At 38.6% G+C, this 16,467-nt stretch carries 7 protein-coding genes; all 7 read right to left on the reverse strand.

Annotation, left to right across the window (positions count from 1 at the left end):
* Positions 1–65: 65 nt before the first annotated feature.
* On the reverse strand, positions 66–7,262 hold the full coding sequence (sov, locus tag ACZZZC_RS03210; protein WP_463484810.1) for a T9SS outer membrane translocon Sov/SprA: 7,197 nt from the start codon (positions 7,260–7,262) through the stop codon (positions 66–68).
* Between the two features lie 12 nt (positions 7,263–7,274).
* Complete coding sequence (gene ruvA / locus ACZZZC_RS03215; RefSeq protein WP_463484811.1) at positions 7,275–7,859, reverse strand: Holliday junction branch migration protein RuvA; 585 nt, start codon at positions 7,857–7,859, stop codon at positions 7,275–7,277.
* 81 nt (positions 7,860–7,940) lie between these two features.
* Positions 7,941–10,259, reverse strand: coding sequence for an NADP-dependent malic enzyme (locus ACZZZC_RS03220; RefSeq protein WP_463484812.1), 2,319 nt, complete (start codon positions 10,257–10,259; stop codon positions 7,941–7,943).
* Between the two features lie 336 nt (positions 10,260–10,595).
* On the reverse strand, positions 10,596–13,124 hold the full coding sequence (locus ACZZZC_RS03225) for a phosphocholine-specific phospholipase C (protein ID WP_463484813.1): 2,529 nt from the start codon (positions 13,122–13,124) through the stop codon (positions 10,596–10,598).
* Between the two features lie 118 nt (positions 13,125–13,242).
* Positions 13,243–14,646, reverse strand: coding sequence for a lytic transglycosylase domain-containing protein (locus tag ACZZZC_RS03230; RefSeq protein WP_463486599.1), 1,404 nt, complete (start codon positions 14,644–14,646; stop codon positions 13,243–13,245).
* Between the two features lie 170 nt (positions 14,647–14,816).
* Positions 14,817–16,238: an Asp-tRNA(Asn)/Glu-tRNA(Gln) amidotransferase subunit GatA gene (gene gatA, locus ACZZZC_RS03235; RefSeq protein WP_463486600.1), complete on the reverse strand. Its 1,422-nt coding sequence runs from the start codon at positions 16,236–16,238 to the stop codon at positions 14,817–14,819.
* 18 nt (positions 16,239–16,256) lie between these two features.
* Entirely contained in the window at positions 16,257–16,457 is a 201-nt protein-coding gene (locus ACZZZC_RS03240; protein ID WP_200926302.1) for a Sec-independent protein translocase subunit TatA/TatB, read from the reverse strand.
* Between the last annotated feature and the right edge of the window lie 10 nt (positions 16,458–16,467).

Here is a 16,467-nt window from a genome sequence, read left to right on the forward strand (position 1 = left end):
ATTTTTTCAATAGGTACTGCTATTTATTTTTGAAATTTCATCCCTAATCACTAGAATGATTTCTTCTAATTCAATGTAAATCTCAAACTGAAACCGAAATTGCTAAAAGCAGTATTAAACGTTTGCGAAGTATAAGGTTTTGTAATGTTTGAATCGTAAAATAATTTGATGTTGAATTTTTGATTCAAAACGTAATCAACACTAGGTCTTAAAGTAATGTTCTTCGCTCCAGATGAAATTTCAGCCTCAGTTACATCGGCACGATAAATAACCGTTTTATTATCACGAATGGCTACGTCCAATTTAAAATCCATATTGTTATCCAGTTTTAGGCTTTTAAACCATCCAAATGGAAAACGGAATTTGTTGGTCCGGTAACCCAAACCTAAAACCATATTGTTTTCAGAAAGCTGAGCCAATTGACTATTAGCCAAACTTAAGCCTAACAACCTCGATCTGTTCAACTCGAAAGTTGCGGTTAGGTTATTTTTAAATCTTGTATCTACACCAATCAATGGAGAAAAATATTCAGAAATGGTAACTTGAGCAAACTGATATTCTGGCAAGAAATTATTATTTGCATCTCTATTTACAGAGAAACCATTACTTTCTTCATACCTCAACAAGGAATTAAAACCATTGATATTATAGGCTGAACGATAACCATGACGAATATCTACAGAAGAAAATTTATCGGCAATGAAAGGGATCCTGGTTAAACCATTATAAGTTAAGGTCCAGTTTGGCAGCGGAATACGAGGGAAAGCATTGAGCTTCATTTTACCAGGATCTTTTCCGGTATATGCTGCCATAAAAGCCGAAATAATTACATCCTGACTTTCCTTACTATAACCGTCTGCATAACCAGCCGTTTGTCCTCCAGAATTTGGATTTTGTGCACCCAGCCTCCTCGAAACAATAATTCGGTTTGCCATAAACTGGTTAAACAAAGTAGAGATGATACTCGAGTTTTTTTCTTTAAACGCTGTTCCCAAGGCGATGTATGAAATGCTATAATCACCGGTGGTGATGGCACTCAAATTCTCAAATGAACCTACGCTGGCCTCGTACCTAAAATTGGTAGAAAAATTTCGGGTTTGTGCTTTATTTGCTCTTAATGTAATGCGCAAATCTTTAAAAGGTTCTATCTGGCCAGTAAACTGCAAATCTTCTCTTAATGTATTTACATATAATTGCGTCTGCAAAGTATCGGTTGTTAACCACCCGTTGTTTAAGGCCATATCACGAATATCGCGTTGACTACCAAAAGCAAATCCTAAACCAGGAGCGCCCGTTGCGTTGTCAATTCCAAAATACTTTGTAGTTGGTAAGTAACCTGGCAAAAATATTCCTTTGGTTTGAACGTAATTGGCATTTAAATTTTTAACACTGGTTAATAAATTAATGAAGAAGTTTTTAACTTTTGCGCCATCTTGATTATTCCCTGCATTTCTGATGAACCCAAATTTGTTGTAAAGCGTAACCAAATTCAAGCTTGGGTTAACCTGAAGATTTCTGCTGTTTTGGATAGTGTTTCCTAAATTGATATTTGGATCTAAAAGGGTAGATAAAGGTTCGGTTTGCCAGTTAAAGTTGGTTCCGTAACGTGTTTTAACCGTTACCCAATTCATGCCTGGAATTTTATCAATTGGCAGGTTGTAAGTTACATTTAAGTTGTGATTATAATCAGTTGTACGGCCTAATCGTTTTAAGTTTTGCCAAACGGTATCGCGTTTTAAACCTTCTAACCTTCCATCTGGTTCATCGATGATGGAGTAGTTGGTGGCATTAAAATCAAGCTGTAATGAGCGGGTTAAATTCCAGGCAATGCCATAAATTCTGCTCATTCTAAAGTTCTTGTTGAAAGTAGTTCCAAACCCATTCTGGTAAATAGGGATGGAATTGTTAGGGTCGTTATTCCTTAAGGTATTTTCTGAATATAAACGGTCAACATCTATTCTAAAATTAATGGCACTAGGGAAAATGCTGAAATTAAAATCGCGAACCAGCGCCAACATATTCGATTTAATAATCTTTTCGAAAGGAGCATAAGTTTTCGCTTCTTTGGCATAGCTATATTGAAGCGAGCCTCTGTAGGTATTCTGAATACTACTTTGATTGATAAAATCGCGGTGATTATATTCAGTGAAAGCATAACTCACTGCAAAGTTTTCAATATCCCAAAGGCGAACCGGTTTACTATTGTTAGTGCGTTCTTTACGCACATTGGTAAAGTTAATTCCTCTACGAATGGTATAATCCTGCGAGAAGTTTAAAATAGAATCTTTTTGCGCTTTTGTAGATTGATCGAGTGCATTTTTTAATTCGATATCTGGTGTACGCGGATTAAACTGCGGCGTAGAAACCTGTTTCGAATAGTTTACAAACATCGGAATTTTGACGCCTGATTTTTGCGGCAAAAATTTACCTAATTCAACCGCCGATGATACATCCAACAGCACATTATCTGCCCGGTTACGTTCGCTCACTTTCGAATCAATGGTTCCGAAACCAATGGTCGATTTACTTCCAGAAATATTAACATCGGCAAAATCTGCGAGTTTTAGGTTCAACCTTGCCGTTGCTGCCCAACCACCGCGTTCATCAAATTCCGTTAAACGCATCTCATTAAACCAAATCAAAGCATTTTTATCCAAACCGTCATCAGCTTCTGCATTGGCTAAACCACGTAACGGATTTTTAACACCCAACATGTAAACCCTTACTTTACTCATATCTGGCTGGCCCTTAACTACAATGGTTCTGTCGCCATCAGTGTAAGTGAAGGGAACGTTAATTGGCCATGGCTGTCCGCTGCTTTGTTTTGCCACGTTACGGGCAAGTTTGGCATTTTGGAATAAGGTTAAATCAATATCCATCCGGTTGGCTTCTGGCCATATCGCATCTGGATCGCTTGTGCCTGGCTGCGTAATCTTCAATGGCATCACATATTCGTAGTAGTTATCCTGATTGTCGGTACCGATTCTTAAAAACGCCGCAACATCTCTATCATTTAATATCTGATTATTTACCGCCTCAGCATGGACAAACATTTCTAAACGCTTATACGATCTGAAGTCGCTGTAAGCAGTTTTAAAGGCCGAGCGCCCGTAACCATCACGTAGGTTTTTTACCGTTACAGAAAGCGATTGTTCATTTAAACGGGTATCGCCCCTGTAGTTAGAGTAATCACGCTCACGCAAAATGCCTGGAGGAGTAACATAAGGGATTGGAGAACGTTTACCGTTTTCTTCAATGTTTACCGTAGAAACCTCGATGGTAGAATTATCTGGAGTTAAAGCCGGTAGCGATGGATCAACAATCACTTCGTCGGCTTCATTTTTGGCATTGAATTCTCTCCATTCACCACGAATTAGCTGCAATTTGGCGAAACGTAAAATGGTCGTATCAGCAAAGTTGGTCATAAACATTCTGAAAAAACGAATGGATTTGAAATCCTGAATGTTACCTACTTTCTTTTGATATTGGGAGATTGGCACACGGAATTGGTACCAGGTTGCAGCCTGCGTATTTCCGTTTGCCAGCTTAACCTGCGAGGTCACTTTATCCGTAACAAAATTCTGGCCTACCACTAAATCGTTCTGGCGCATAGAAACTTTGTATTGAAAGTACTCATCGCTCTGCGTCATGTTGTTGTCGCGATTGATATCTTCACCATCAGGCAATGCTGTTGATGCAGAATTTTCGATGCCGAGTTCTTCCTGAGATTGTTGTGAAGTTTTTGAGTTTCCTTCTGGACCATTATATTTCTCGTAACGCTTCAAAATGCCAGCATTAATGGCGTCCAATTGCGGACCTCTGAAATAGGTATAGTTATCTGATGATGGATCGGCATCGATAAGTGCTGCTGCGGTGCCATTTAATTGTGCTTTGATTTGATTGATGGCTGTGGCAAACTTTGTTTTTTCATTCGCATCTGATAAACCATCTAAACCCACATCTTGCGCCCTTCTGGCATCTGGATCGTTATCGAAAGCCTGGATTACCGGTTGTAATTTGGGTACTCTTCCCCAATTGGTTACATCATATTTAGATGGGTCTTCGCCTGCGGGCAAACCATTTTCCAATGATTTCCGTCCGTCTTTTAAAATATCTTCTGAAATATTACCAAGATTGAAAAAAAGATCGCCACCTGCGGTATTTGATTTGTTATAAATGAATGGATCAAGCACCCAAAATTCGATAAAACCTACGTTTAAGGCTTCAAAATCATTGGTTTCGATTTTACGTTGGAAACCACCCCATTTGGTTCTTGGAGCAATAAACCTTCCGTCGGGCTGAAAGCCGGTAGTAACATAGTTGTAAGGACCACGAACGGTTGGATAATAAGCCACATCCAAAGTAGTGATGTTCAAAGCCTGCCCGGTTGCGGTTTCTTTGAATGGGAACACTTCCTGCTCAATTACTTCCCTTACGTAGTGATTAGAAAGTTCGTTTCTGTTATTCCGAATGTTTGCTGGCGTGGTAGATGCTGCAGAATTATAAAACGTAGGATCGATATTATAAAAAGCGATTCTCGCTCTGTTGTATCCATATTCCAAATTATCAACCAATTGCGATTCAGCGAAATCTTGTGGCGTTCCTGAAAGCTGCCAGGAGATAGCGCTTTTCAAATCTATAATTGATCGTGATGCTTCGAAATCGTCCAGGTAACTTACCCCATTTCTACTACCAGCAAAGTTTAAGGCCCTTGGGTGGCCAGGAATAAGTTGAGCATACTCCCCATAAAAATTAACACTTGATGGTGCTTTAGTAGATAAAAACGGCAGTTTGTCTACGAGCTTGGTCAAAAATCTTGATGGTGAACTGTAATTAATATCTGCACCCCAAATGGTGTTGGAAATAGGTTCTTCGCCTAAATTTACTTTTTGCGTAAGTGGCTTTTCGGTCAGGTTCATGATCGTACCACCCAAATTCAGCTTGTTATTTACACGATAATCTAAACGCGTTCCAAAAAGCGACCGTTGTTGAAGCCCAAATAATTCGTTGTTTTCGGTTGTAATTCTTATTGGCTGGCCAGAAGTAAGCAAAGCTTGATTAATGATACTTACTCTTCCACCCTGATAATCAACAGTAAAATCTACCCCTTCAGTTAAAGGCATTGTACCAGCAAAAACCTTTACCGAACCTTCGGGAACATTGATTGCATTTAAGCTAAACTCCGATGAAATTTCTGATTGGTAATTACCTTTTAAAACATAACGATTTTGATTTTGAAAAAGCTGCTTGGCTATGGTTTGCGTTGAGTCGTAAAGTGCCGTAAACGTATATTTATCAATTAACGCTTGCTCGCTTGGCAGAAACTTCGAAGCTAAATCCTTTCCAAAAGGTTCTATTAAAGGGAAAATAATTCTACCATTTGCCGGATCGATAGTAATATAACCGGTATTGGTGTTGTTGGCTAAAACGGCTAAACCTGTGCTCGAAAGGTTTGATCCAAAAGGACTGTTTAGGTTTTGGCTGCTTGATGAAAAGTACGAGCCAAATGCATTATTGGAGGCCACGAAATCGAAAATCCCATCAGGTTTTCGTTCGTTCTGTTGATTTAATCTATCGAACTCTGTTAAGGCAATCCACTGTTTATTAGCAGTATTTTGCCCTTCAGTCATGATGGGTTTTTCTACACCAGTTTCGTTATCAATCCTAAAAATATCCAGTTTAAAATTAACCGGACTAATCTGGTATCCACCAATGGAATAGATGTTTTTCATCATCAAATCCCAGGTTGGCAAATTGATTTTGTTGATATCGTTCTTTAGCAATTTTGCGTAAAGCACCTTAGGATTCGCTGCATCGAAACTTACATCGGTAGAAAATTCACCCACTTGATATTCAACACCATTGTAGGTATAACGATAGGCAACCGCTAAAACTTCATCTCCGTTTAGGGGGTTATTTAGCGAGATGTAACCCAATTGAGGCTGGAAAGTAAACTCCCGTTCAGTTAATTTTCTGGCGTAAGTAAGTTTAGCAAAGTTATCAGTAACACCGGTAGATTGAAAGAATGAAATAACGGCATTAGAATTTGTAAATCTGGCCGCCCCACCCTGAAAAGTATTTAATTGAGCAACTAAGTTGTTTGATTGCTGTGGGAAACCTGTTGCGGTAGACCCGGCAGGTAAACCGGAAGTTCCACCGGTAAGCAAAGTATTGTTATAAGGTTGGTTTTCGCCCAAATCCAATAAACCCAAAACATCTCTCGAATCGGTTGTTGATCCCGCTTTATTAGTAATCCAAACCTCTATTTTAGTAATTTGAATAGGAGAAGTGATAATGGGTGCGTTTGCTAAATGTTTGTTGTAATTATTGCGGAAATACTGCGCTAAAAAGAAGTGTTTATTCGCTTCGTAACTATCTGCACTTACCCGAAATTCATTTTGTTGCGCACCATTTGTAATGCGAAGCTCCCTTGATTCTGATTTTTGTTGTGTGTAAACACTTGTTACGCTGAGTTTACCAAATTGTAATTGCGTTTTTAGACCAAAAAGTGCTTGCGTACCTGTAATTAATGAGGTATTTAATGGCAAACTCACATTACCAGCTTCGATTTTTTTGATGATATCATCGGCACCGCCCGTATAATCCAGTTTAATCTGGTTTTCGAAATCGAATTGGGCCTCAGTATTGTAATTGCTTCTTATTTTAAGTTTAGTACCAATGTTTCCAACCAAATCCATTTGAATTCTTTGGTTAAAATCAAAATTGGTTTGTACCCGCTGACGTTCATTAAAAAGCGGATTTTCGTTTTTATTTATCCGACCGAGGAAAGTTAATTCTGCTTCACCACGAGGTTGAATATCAATTGTAGTTCCACCGAAAAGTTTTTCGAAGGCTTTACTATTCACCTGAATTTTCGGAATGATGCCTGTATTGCGGTAATCGCTAACCTCTGCATTGGAAATACTTCTCCAGTTACCCCTTTTAATTTCGCTATTTACTAAACGTGAGTATTCATCAATCGTTAAGTACTGCGTTTGCGTAACGTATTTGTCGCCAATTAGCTCTTTAACAATGTATCTTTTGTTTTTTGCATCGTACTCTACAAGCCTTTTAACATTATTGGGTAATGGATAAAAAGGATTGGTTGATGAACCTAAACCAAGGAGTTGTTTTTCGCGTAAGCCAAAGTTATTTTTAAGCGTAGCTGTATCAGCTTTGCTCGGAACAGCTTGAGAGAAGGCGTTTTTAGTAGCAAATAAGAAAAGTGGGATGAGAAATAGGAGTGTAGAAATTCTCTTCAAAGGCCGTTAGATCTATAAATTTTTTAAAGCTTGTTTAATTAGTTGCTCTACCGAAAGTGTTCCTTCTGTCCCTTTTAAAATCTGATCAATAGTTTTTTCGGCTGTTTGTTTGGCGAATCCGAGCATTACCAATGCAGATAACGCTTCATCTTTCACTGTATTGTGTTGAGGCATAGAAATTAATGAATCTGCGCCTTCTTTTTTAAGCTTGTCTTGTAATTCCAACACCAAACGTTGCGCTGTTTTTGCGCCTAAACCCTTAATACGCTGTATTAGAGGGTAATCTGCTTTAACAATTGCTGTTTGAATTTCAATTGGAGTAATGGAAGATAAGATCATTCTTCCTGTATTGGGTCCAATTCCTGATACGGATATGAGGTGTAAAAATAAACGGCGTTCGCCCTCATCGGCGAAGCCGTATAATGTATGTGCATCTTCTTTTACATGTAGCCAGGTGTACAATTTGCACCTTTCTGCATCGCCCAAAGCGCTATATGTGTTTAAAGAAATGTTAATATGATAGCCTATACCTCCGGCTTCAACCACAACAAATGCCGGGTTTTTGAACGTCAATTTACCATCAATATAGGCGTACATTTCGATTTACAGTTTACGATTTTAGATTTAATAGCATGATCTTGTAGTTTTAGACCAAACCCGTGAGCATCCGAAATCTGTTTATTTTTTGTTTGTTTTTGTAAATATACCTTTTCGTTTTGATGAATCGGCAATTTCTTCTTTAGCCTGAACATCTACTACTGCAATAGTAACCATATTTACGATTTCTCGCACCGAACTTCCTAACTGAACAATATGAACAGGCTTGTTTAATCCAAGTAAAATAGGACCAACAGCTTCTGCACCTCCAAGTTCCTGTAACAGTTTATAAGCAATGTTACCCGATTCTAAATTAGGGAAAACCAAAGTATTTGCAGGCTCTTTAGCAAGTGTACTAAATGGGAAATTTTCTTTTAATAAATCGTTATTGATAGCAAAGTTTCCTTGCATTTCTCCATCAACTACCACATCTGGATGGTTTTTGTGAAGTAATCTGGCCGTTTCTCTAACCTTGTTTGGCGTTACACCATCATTCGAACCAAAGTTAGAATACGATAATAATGCAATACGAGGTTTAATGTTGAATTGTTTTACCGATTTATCAAGCAATAGCGTAATATCTACCAATTCTTCTGCAGTCGGATCTACGTTAACGGTGGTATCACCAAAAAAGATCGGGCCTTTTTTAGTCATCATCATGTACATTCCTGCCACACGTTTTACACTTGGATCTACACCAATAACTCGTAAAGCAGGTTTAATGGTCGATCCGTAATCTTTTGTTAAACCAGAAATCATGGCATCAGCTTCGCCAAATTCTACCATCGATGCACCGTAATAATTACGGTCTCTCAATAATTTTGTAGCATCGTTTAATGAAATCCCTTTACGTTGACGCTTTTTGTATAGTGATTCCGCGTATAGTTTCGTTTTTTCAGGATTCTGCATTTGGTCGATGATTTCTACACCTTCCAATTCTAAAGCATGTTCATCAATAATGGCCTGAATTTTTTCTCTATTTCCTAACAGGATCGGAATAGCAATATTATCATCCTTTACAATTTGAGCAGCTTTTAAAATTTTATAGTTGTCTGCCTCAGCAAATACTACCCGTTTAGGGTCCATTTTAGCTTTGGTTGTAATCGAGCGCATAATGGCATCGTCCAATCCTAAGCGTTTTCTTAATTCTTCGTTATAAGCATCCCAATCGGTAATGATTTTACGGGCTACGCCACTTTCAATTGCTGCTTTCGCTACAGCAGTAGAAACTTCAGTAATCAACCTAAAATCTACGGGTTTTGGGATAATGTATTCCTTACCAAATTTAAGGTTACGGGCATTGTAAGCTAAGTTTACCGCCTCAGGAACCGATTTTTTCGCCAATTCGGCAATTGCTTTAACGGCAGCAATTTTCATTGGTTCGTTAATGCTTGTTGCACGAACATCAAGCGCACCGCGGAAAATATATGGAAAACCTAAAACGTTGTTTACCTGATTAGGATAATCAGAACGGCCAGTAGCCATAATAATATCTTTACGCGTTTTAATTGCCAATTCGTAAGCAATTTCCGGATTCGGATTTGCCATTGCAAACACGATTGGGTTTTTTGCCATCGAGTTTAACATCTCAACAGTTACGCAATCAGCAGATGATAATCCGATGAAAACATCAGAATCTTTCATGGCTTCGGCCAAAGTATCGATTTTTCTGTCAGTAGCAAACTCAGCTTTAATCGCATCGAGCTTTTCACGGTCTTTACGGATTACGCCAGAACGATCGCACATCACGATATTCTCTTTTTTAGCACCTAAAGAAACATATAATTTAGTACAAGAAATTGCAGCGGCGCCAGCACCGTTAACCACAATTTTAATCTTGTCCATTTTTTTCTTGATGATTTCGCAGGCGTTTAACAATGCTGCAGCAGAAATAATTGCTGTACCGTGTTGGTCATCATGCATCACCGGAATGTTCATTTCCTCTTTCAAGCGACGCTCGATTTCGAAACATTCTGGCGCTTTAATATCTTCTAAGTTAACGCCACCAAATGTTGGCTCTAAAGCTTTAACGATTTTAACAAAATCATCAACATTTTTGGTATCTAACTCTAAATCAAACACATCAATATCAGCAAAAATTTTAAATAGCAAACCTTTGCCTTCCATTACTGGTTTGCCAGCTTCCGGACCGATATCGCCTAAGCCTAAAACGGCTGTACCATTACTAATTACCGCAACAAGATTTCCTTTTGCGGTATATTTATAAACATCTTCTGTATTCTCAGCAATTTTTAAACATGGCTCTGCAACGCCTGGAGAATAGGCAAGAGTTAAGTCTCTTTGCGAATTTGTAGGTTTTGTAGGTACTACTTGTATCTTTCCCGGACGGCCTTGCGAGTGGTAATCAAGCGCATCTTGCTTTCTAGTGGTTTTACTCATTACGTAACTTATTAGTGACGCCGCAAAGGTACAATTCTTTTACTAGGCAGAAAATAATATCCAAGCAAATAATTAATTCGAATTAGGCTAAAATTTTCTAACAATTTGGAACATAATAACAAACAGATAATTTGTAAAGCAACGTTACAAGCAATAATAAATAGTCAGTCCTTCTTTTCGCTTAATCTTTTTGTTCATTTCTCTGCTGAATTTGAATGTTGATGCAACAAAAAGGATATCGCTGCAATAAGGTTTAAAAACAACAGATGGTGCTATAAAACTCTGGTTTACGAGTAGCAAGCTCGCAGGTTTAAAACCTGCGAGGTTTAAAATGAGCTAAACTCTTCCCATCAGCGGATCGGTATAGGTTTCTTTGCCAGTCTCTATTCTTCCTGCAAATCGTTGCGCAAATGAATCAAATGTGTTAGCAGTCATTTCAAAGTCGTACCAGCCGAAACTCGACTTTAAATCCAACACTATTGTTTCTTCACCATTGGCTGCAATAGTTTTCTTAATCGTACCTTTTTTATAAGCAAGGTCGTTCACCTGGAAACTTATCGCCTTCAAACCCTCATTTTTTATTAGAAGCTTAATATTTCCTGTTGGCACTTTGGTAAGGCGATTCAGCTCATGGTCTGCCGAAATGCTTAAAAGTGGATCGTTTGCTGTACCCATAAACTCACGGAAAAATCCATTGGGTCCGTTTAAACGCAAGTGGTATTTTTCATCCTCATAGGCTTCCAATGGCCAATTGTAAGTGAGTTCATCATCGGCTTTGACCGCGAAATTCCAATTTCTGCAAATTTGTTCTTGCTCACCAGCTTTAAATTTTGCTGGCGAATACACCGTAAAGGGTGCACCAACAGCACCTTTACCAAATAGCTTTGTACTGGCCGACATTTTAATTTGGAAACTTTTTTTATCCGCAAGAAGTGCACCCTCACTGGCCAATTGATAAGGTAAAGCACAAGCCTTGCGGATACCTTTTTCTTGCTGCGACATTATATTGGCAAAATTCGTGTTCAATTCTACATTTTTTAAGTCGGCATCTGTTACAGCTTTTGAAATTTTAGGTTCCTCCTTAAATTTTGCGTTAAATATGGTTTCAACAAAAGCATCGCGTTGTAAAAACGGTAATTTCTCTGAAGCCGCATCGAAGGGTGTAAATGCAGAAGTCAGGTTTCCACAAATCGTTCTTCTCCATTCACTAATATTTTCAATGCGGATGTTCTTGTTGTATTTTCGGTTAACGAATTCTTCTAAAAATTGTAGCGTAGAAGTATGGTCAAAAACCTGCGAATTTACTTTGCCGCCTCTACTCCAAGGCGAAGCAATCAGCATCGGCACTCTAAAGCCCAAACCAATCGGGGCTTCTCTGGCTCCCTTTTCTGGTACTCCTTGTTTAAGCTCATTTGCCAAACGCACATGCTCCACTTCGGTATCAATGCCTTTAGAAACTTTTCCGGTTTCTGGTTTATTATTGTCGGGAATGGAAAACGGAACCACATGATCGTAGTAGCCATCATTTTCATCATAAGTTACAATGAATACGGTTTTCTTCCAAACTTCGGGGTTTTTGGTTAAGATGTCCATCACTTCCGATACCAACCAGGCACCATACCAAGGCGCACTCGGGTGATCGGAGAAATTTTGCGGTCCGGCGAGCCAGGAAACAGTAGGTAATTTGCCGCTGTTTACATCAGCTCTAAATTGATGTAAAACATCTCCTTTTGGAACAGTTACTTCTCTTTCTTTGCCGTTGTCGTCATATTTAATTGAAGAAATACTTCTATAATTAGGGTCGTTCTTGTTTACCACAAAAGCCCGATAAAAGAGACTTTTCTCCTCATCTGTTAATTTGGCAAAGTTCTTTTCATTCCATGTTTTTAAATCCGCAGTGGCATCATCCAATGCTTTCATTTTATTTTTTAAATCACTCTGGATTTTTTTCGCTGCCGCATCACTTGAGGGGCTTTCTTCTTGCAGTTTATTAATCTCCGCAGGTAGCGTATCAACAAGTTTTTGCAGGTTTTCTACATATTTATCTTTAAACTTAACATTATAAGCTTTGAAAAACTCCAATAAGTTACAGCCGAAATTGGCCAGCCAAGCCCGTTCCTCACCTTTAAAACCGCCGCCGCAACTGGTTTCATTTTGATAAAACTTCCAGGCAATTTTGTTCTCTTCCAATAATTCAGGAAAGGTTTTCCAAACATGTTTTCCGTAGGCGAAATCATCGTTTCTGATGTTTGCTTTTAAAATGCCATTTTCCTCATGGGTGATTTTTCCCGTCCAGAAGAAAGACCTGTTTGGCGTAGTGCTCGTCATGCCCGAGCAGAAGTTTTGATCACAAATGGTAAAGGCATCTGCCAAAGCGTAATTGAAAGGCAAATCTTCGCGTACATAGTGCCCTAAAGTGAGTGGCATGTGTGCATAGTTTTTATTGCCTGGCTTTTTAGCAATTAACCATTTATCGTATTTGCCTTCATTATAGGCGTCAACCTGACTGGCTCTTGAATGTGGCAATGAGCCCATCCAGGTTACCTTGGTGTCTTTAATATTTAAACGAAATGGGGCATAAGTGTTGCCCACAGCATCAGTTTGAAACCAAACTGGCTTTTGGTTGGGTAATGTAACCGCTCTCGGATCATTAAAACCGCGAACACCTTGTAAACTTCCAAATGTGTGGTCGAAAGATCTATTTTCCTGCATCAGGATCACCACATGCTCGGCATCTAGAAACGTACTTCCCGGGGCCGGATCGATTGCAAATGCTTTTTGAATTGATGAAGGCATAACGGATGCTAATCCTGTTGCGCCTGAAAGCAGTAAAGATTTACGGAGAAATTCTCTTCTGGTATCCATGATATGTTAAAATAATTTTAAGCAAATTAAAGTTATTTTAACATTGTGTAAATAAAGAGAAAGTTAATTATATGTGAATCGATGATAATGTTACAGAGATGCTTCGTTTATAATTTAACTAGCCCTTGCTGATCTTCAAAACCATACCAGCCTGTAAACCAGCTTTGCTGAGTTTATTATCACGCCTAATGCTTTGAACAGTTGCTCCGTTAAACTTTTCTGCAATCTCTGATAAGGTATCGCCGGTTTTCACCTTGTAACTCGAATAAGAAACAGGTGCTTTAAGCTGAATACGATTTTTGGCGAACACTTTGAGCCTTTGACCAGGAACGATAGTTCTACTTTTCAAACCGTTCCATACTCTTAAGTCCTGCACTTCTACGCCATATTTATTGGCAACTGTTGTAAGCGTTTGACCTGCGGAAACTTTATGGTATACCACCGTATTTGATGAAAAAGGTTTAACGGCCTTTTTACGCAAATCTCTTGCATCATCCGTACTGGCTTGTACCACTTGCATGTTGATATCTAAATCGGTGTTGTACAATACCTCATAAACATTGGCATAATCAATATCCCTAAGCTTAGGCATTATTATGCGCTTGGGCTCCTCTTCCGTACCGTTTACAATTTTCTTTTTGTACGCTGGGTTTAAGGCAAAAAGTGAGGTTTCATCAACATTCAGAGCTTGCGCCAAGCTACTTAAGGAAACAAAACGACTCGTTTGAACGGTGTCGGTTTTCAAAAACATGTTGCAAGCCTGAGCATTAATTTGGTGATGCTTCGCGTAATTCATCACGTAAACTGCAGCTATAAATGCTGGTACATAATTTCTAGTTTCTTTTGGCAGGAATTGTCTGATTTCCCAAAAATCTCTTGAGTTTGCTTTAATCATGGCCCGGGTTACATTCCCCTTGCCGCAATTGTAAGCCGCAATGGCTAAAAGCCAGTCTCCTAGTTCTTCGTACGCATCTCTAAAATACTGTGCTGCAGCATAGCTGGCTTGGATAGGATCTTTTCGCTCATCGACAAAATTATCCATTTTTAAACCGTATGCTTTTCCAGTACCGAACATAAATTGCCAAATTCCTGTCGCACCCACTCTTGATATGGCATGTGGATTCATCTGCGATTCTACAATGGTGAGGTATTTTATCTCCTGCGGAATTTCAAAATCCTTTAAGGCCTTTTCAAAAATTGGAAAATAGTAGTTGGATAGTCCCATCATTTTGCCAAACATATCTTTACGTTTAGCATAAATATCGATGTATTGCTGTACGTATTCGTTATAAGGAAGTGGTACGGTTTTAACAATAGAATCTAACCTGAGCTTGTAAATATAGTTTTGCCCCATCAACAATGGGTTTTCATATATCGAGGGAACAGCTACGGTATCTGTATTGATGAAGATATTATTTTGCTTCTTAGAGATGCTATCTAATTTTAATATTTGCTGCGCAAATGTTGGGAAGATAAATGCTGGAAGACAAAGAAGAGATGCAAAAAGTAATTTTTTAATCATGGGCTATTGGTTTATTCAGCATTGATAATAGTTAAAAACCAATGCCTGTTCTAGCGATGTGATACTGCCCGCCAGAAATTAACAATACCATTGCTTAAATTTAATTACAAGCCTTTTACCTAAACTGTAATTGCAATGATCAATTCTGAAATCGAATATTCAATGTCAGATTAATTGGATAAAAATGCCTTAGAGAAAGCCAGAAGTTTAGCTTCATCAAAATGTTTGGCTATAAATTGAATACTTAACGGTAAACCTGCGTTATTATTGCTTAAAGGCAAAGCAATTGCGGGGTTGCCACTTAACGAAGGCAAAACTGTAAAAATATCTGCCATATACATTACCAAAGCATCTTGTACATTGTTTCCGATTTCGAAGGCTGTGGTTGGGGCAACTGGCGATAAAATTAAATCGTATTCTTCGAAAAGAAGATCCAATTTTTCTCTAATTAACCTGCGGACTTGCTGCGCTTTTTGATAATAAGCATCATAGTAACCGGCACTTAAAACGAACGTCCCTAATAAAATTCGTTTCTTAACTTCTTCGCCAAAACCTTCAGCCCTAGACAATTTATAAAGTTCGGTTAATGATTTTGCTTCCGTATTGCGGTGACCATAATGAACGCCATCATAACGAGAAAGGTTGGATGAGGCTTCTGCCGTGGTTAAAATGTAATACGCAGGAACAAGATAATCTAGAAGATCAAATGAAACATAATCCACCGTATGGCCTTGCGCTTTCAAATCTTCAATTGAAGTTAATATTGCCGCTTTAATTTCCGGATCAAGTGCATCACTTTCAATGGTTTCTTTTAAAACAGCTATTTTTTGTTTTCTACTATCCGATAAATGAGCTGGATAATCGGGTACTTCAAGCGGAGAAACAGTCGAATCGTATTCATCTGCACCCGCTAATACTTCTAATAATAACGCTGTATCTTCAACAGAAGAAGTAATTGGTCCAACCTGATCGAAAGAGGATGCATAAGCAATAACGCCATATCTGGAAATTCTTCCGTAAGTTGGTTTCAAGCCAATTTGGCCACAAAAGGCTGCGGGCTGACGAACAGAACCACCTGTATCTGTACCCAATGCCGCTAAACACATGTCTGCTTGAACAGCAACAGCCGAACCGCCAGATGAACCTCCTGGAACCAATTCAGGATTGGCAGCGTTTTTCGCAGGTCCGAAATAGGAAGTCTCATTAGATCCACCCATGGCAAATTCATCACAATTTAAACGCCCTATAATTACGGCATCTTCTTGTAATAATCTTTCAACAACAGTGGCCGAATAGGGAGATACGAAACCATCGAGCATTTTTGACGATGCAGTAACGACGTGGTCTTTATAACAGATATTATCTTTTATTCCAATTACCATTCCAGCAAGTTTTCCTGCTGTTCCATTTTCGATCTTCTGTTGTACCGCTTTTGCCTGAACTTCTGCCGAATAAAAAAACACCTCGTTGAATGCATTGAGGTGTTCATTTTCATTAATTTGCTTAAAATAATAAGCCAATAAATCGGTTAAAGTTAATTGCTTCTGCGAAATGAGCGTTTGGATCTCTTTAAGAGAGCTGTATTTCTTCAAAACTTAACTTTTTTTCAATTAAATAGTTTTATCACGGTTAGATGGATCTACTTGTTCTCCATCAACGCCATCTTTACCATCTTTAAATTCTTTAACACCTTTTCCTAACCCTCTCATCAGTTCAGGAATTTTTTTACCACCAAACAATAACAAAACCACTACCGCGATAATGATAATTTCTGGTGTTCCAAGCATTGCTGCTATTGTTGTATTTAACATAACTTTTTTG

The sequence above is a fragment of the Pedobacter sp. AC212 genome (assembly GCF_979258625.1).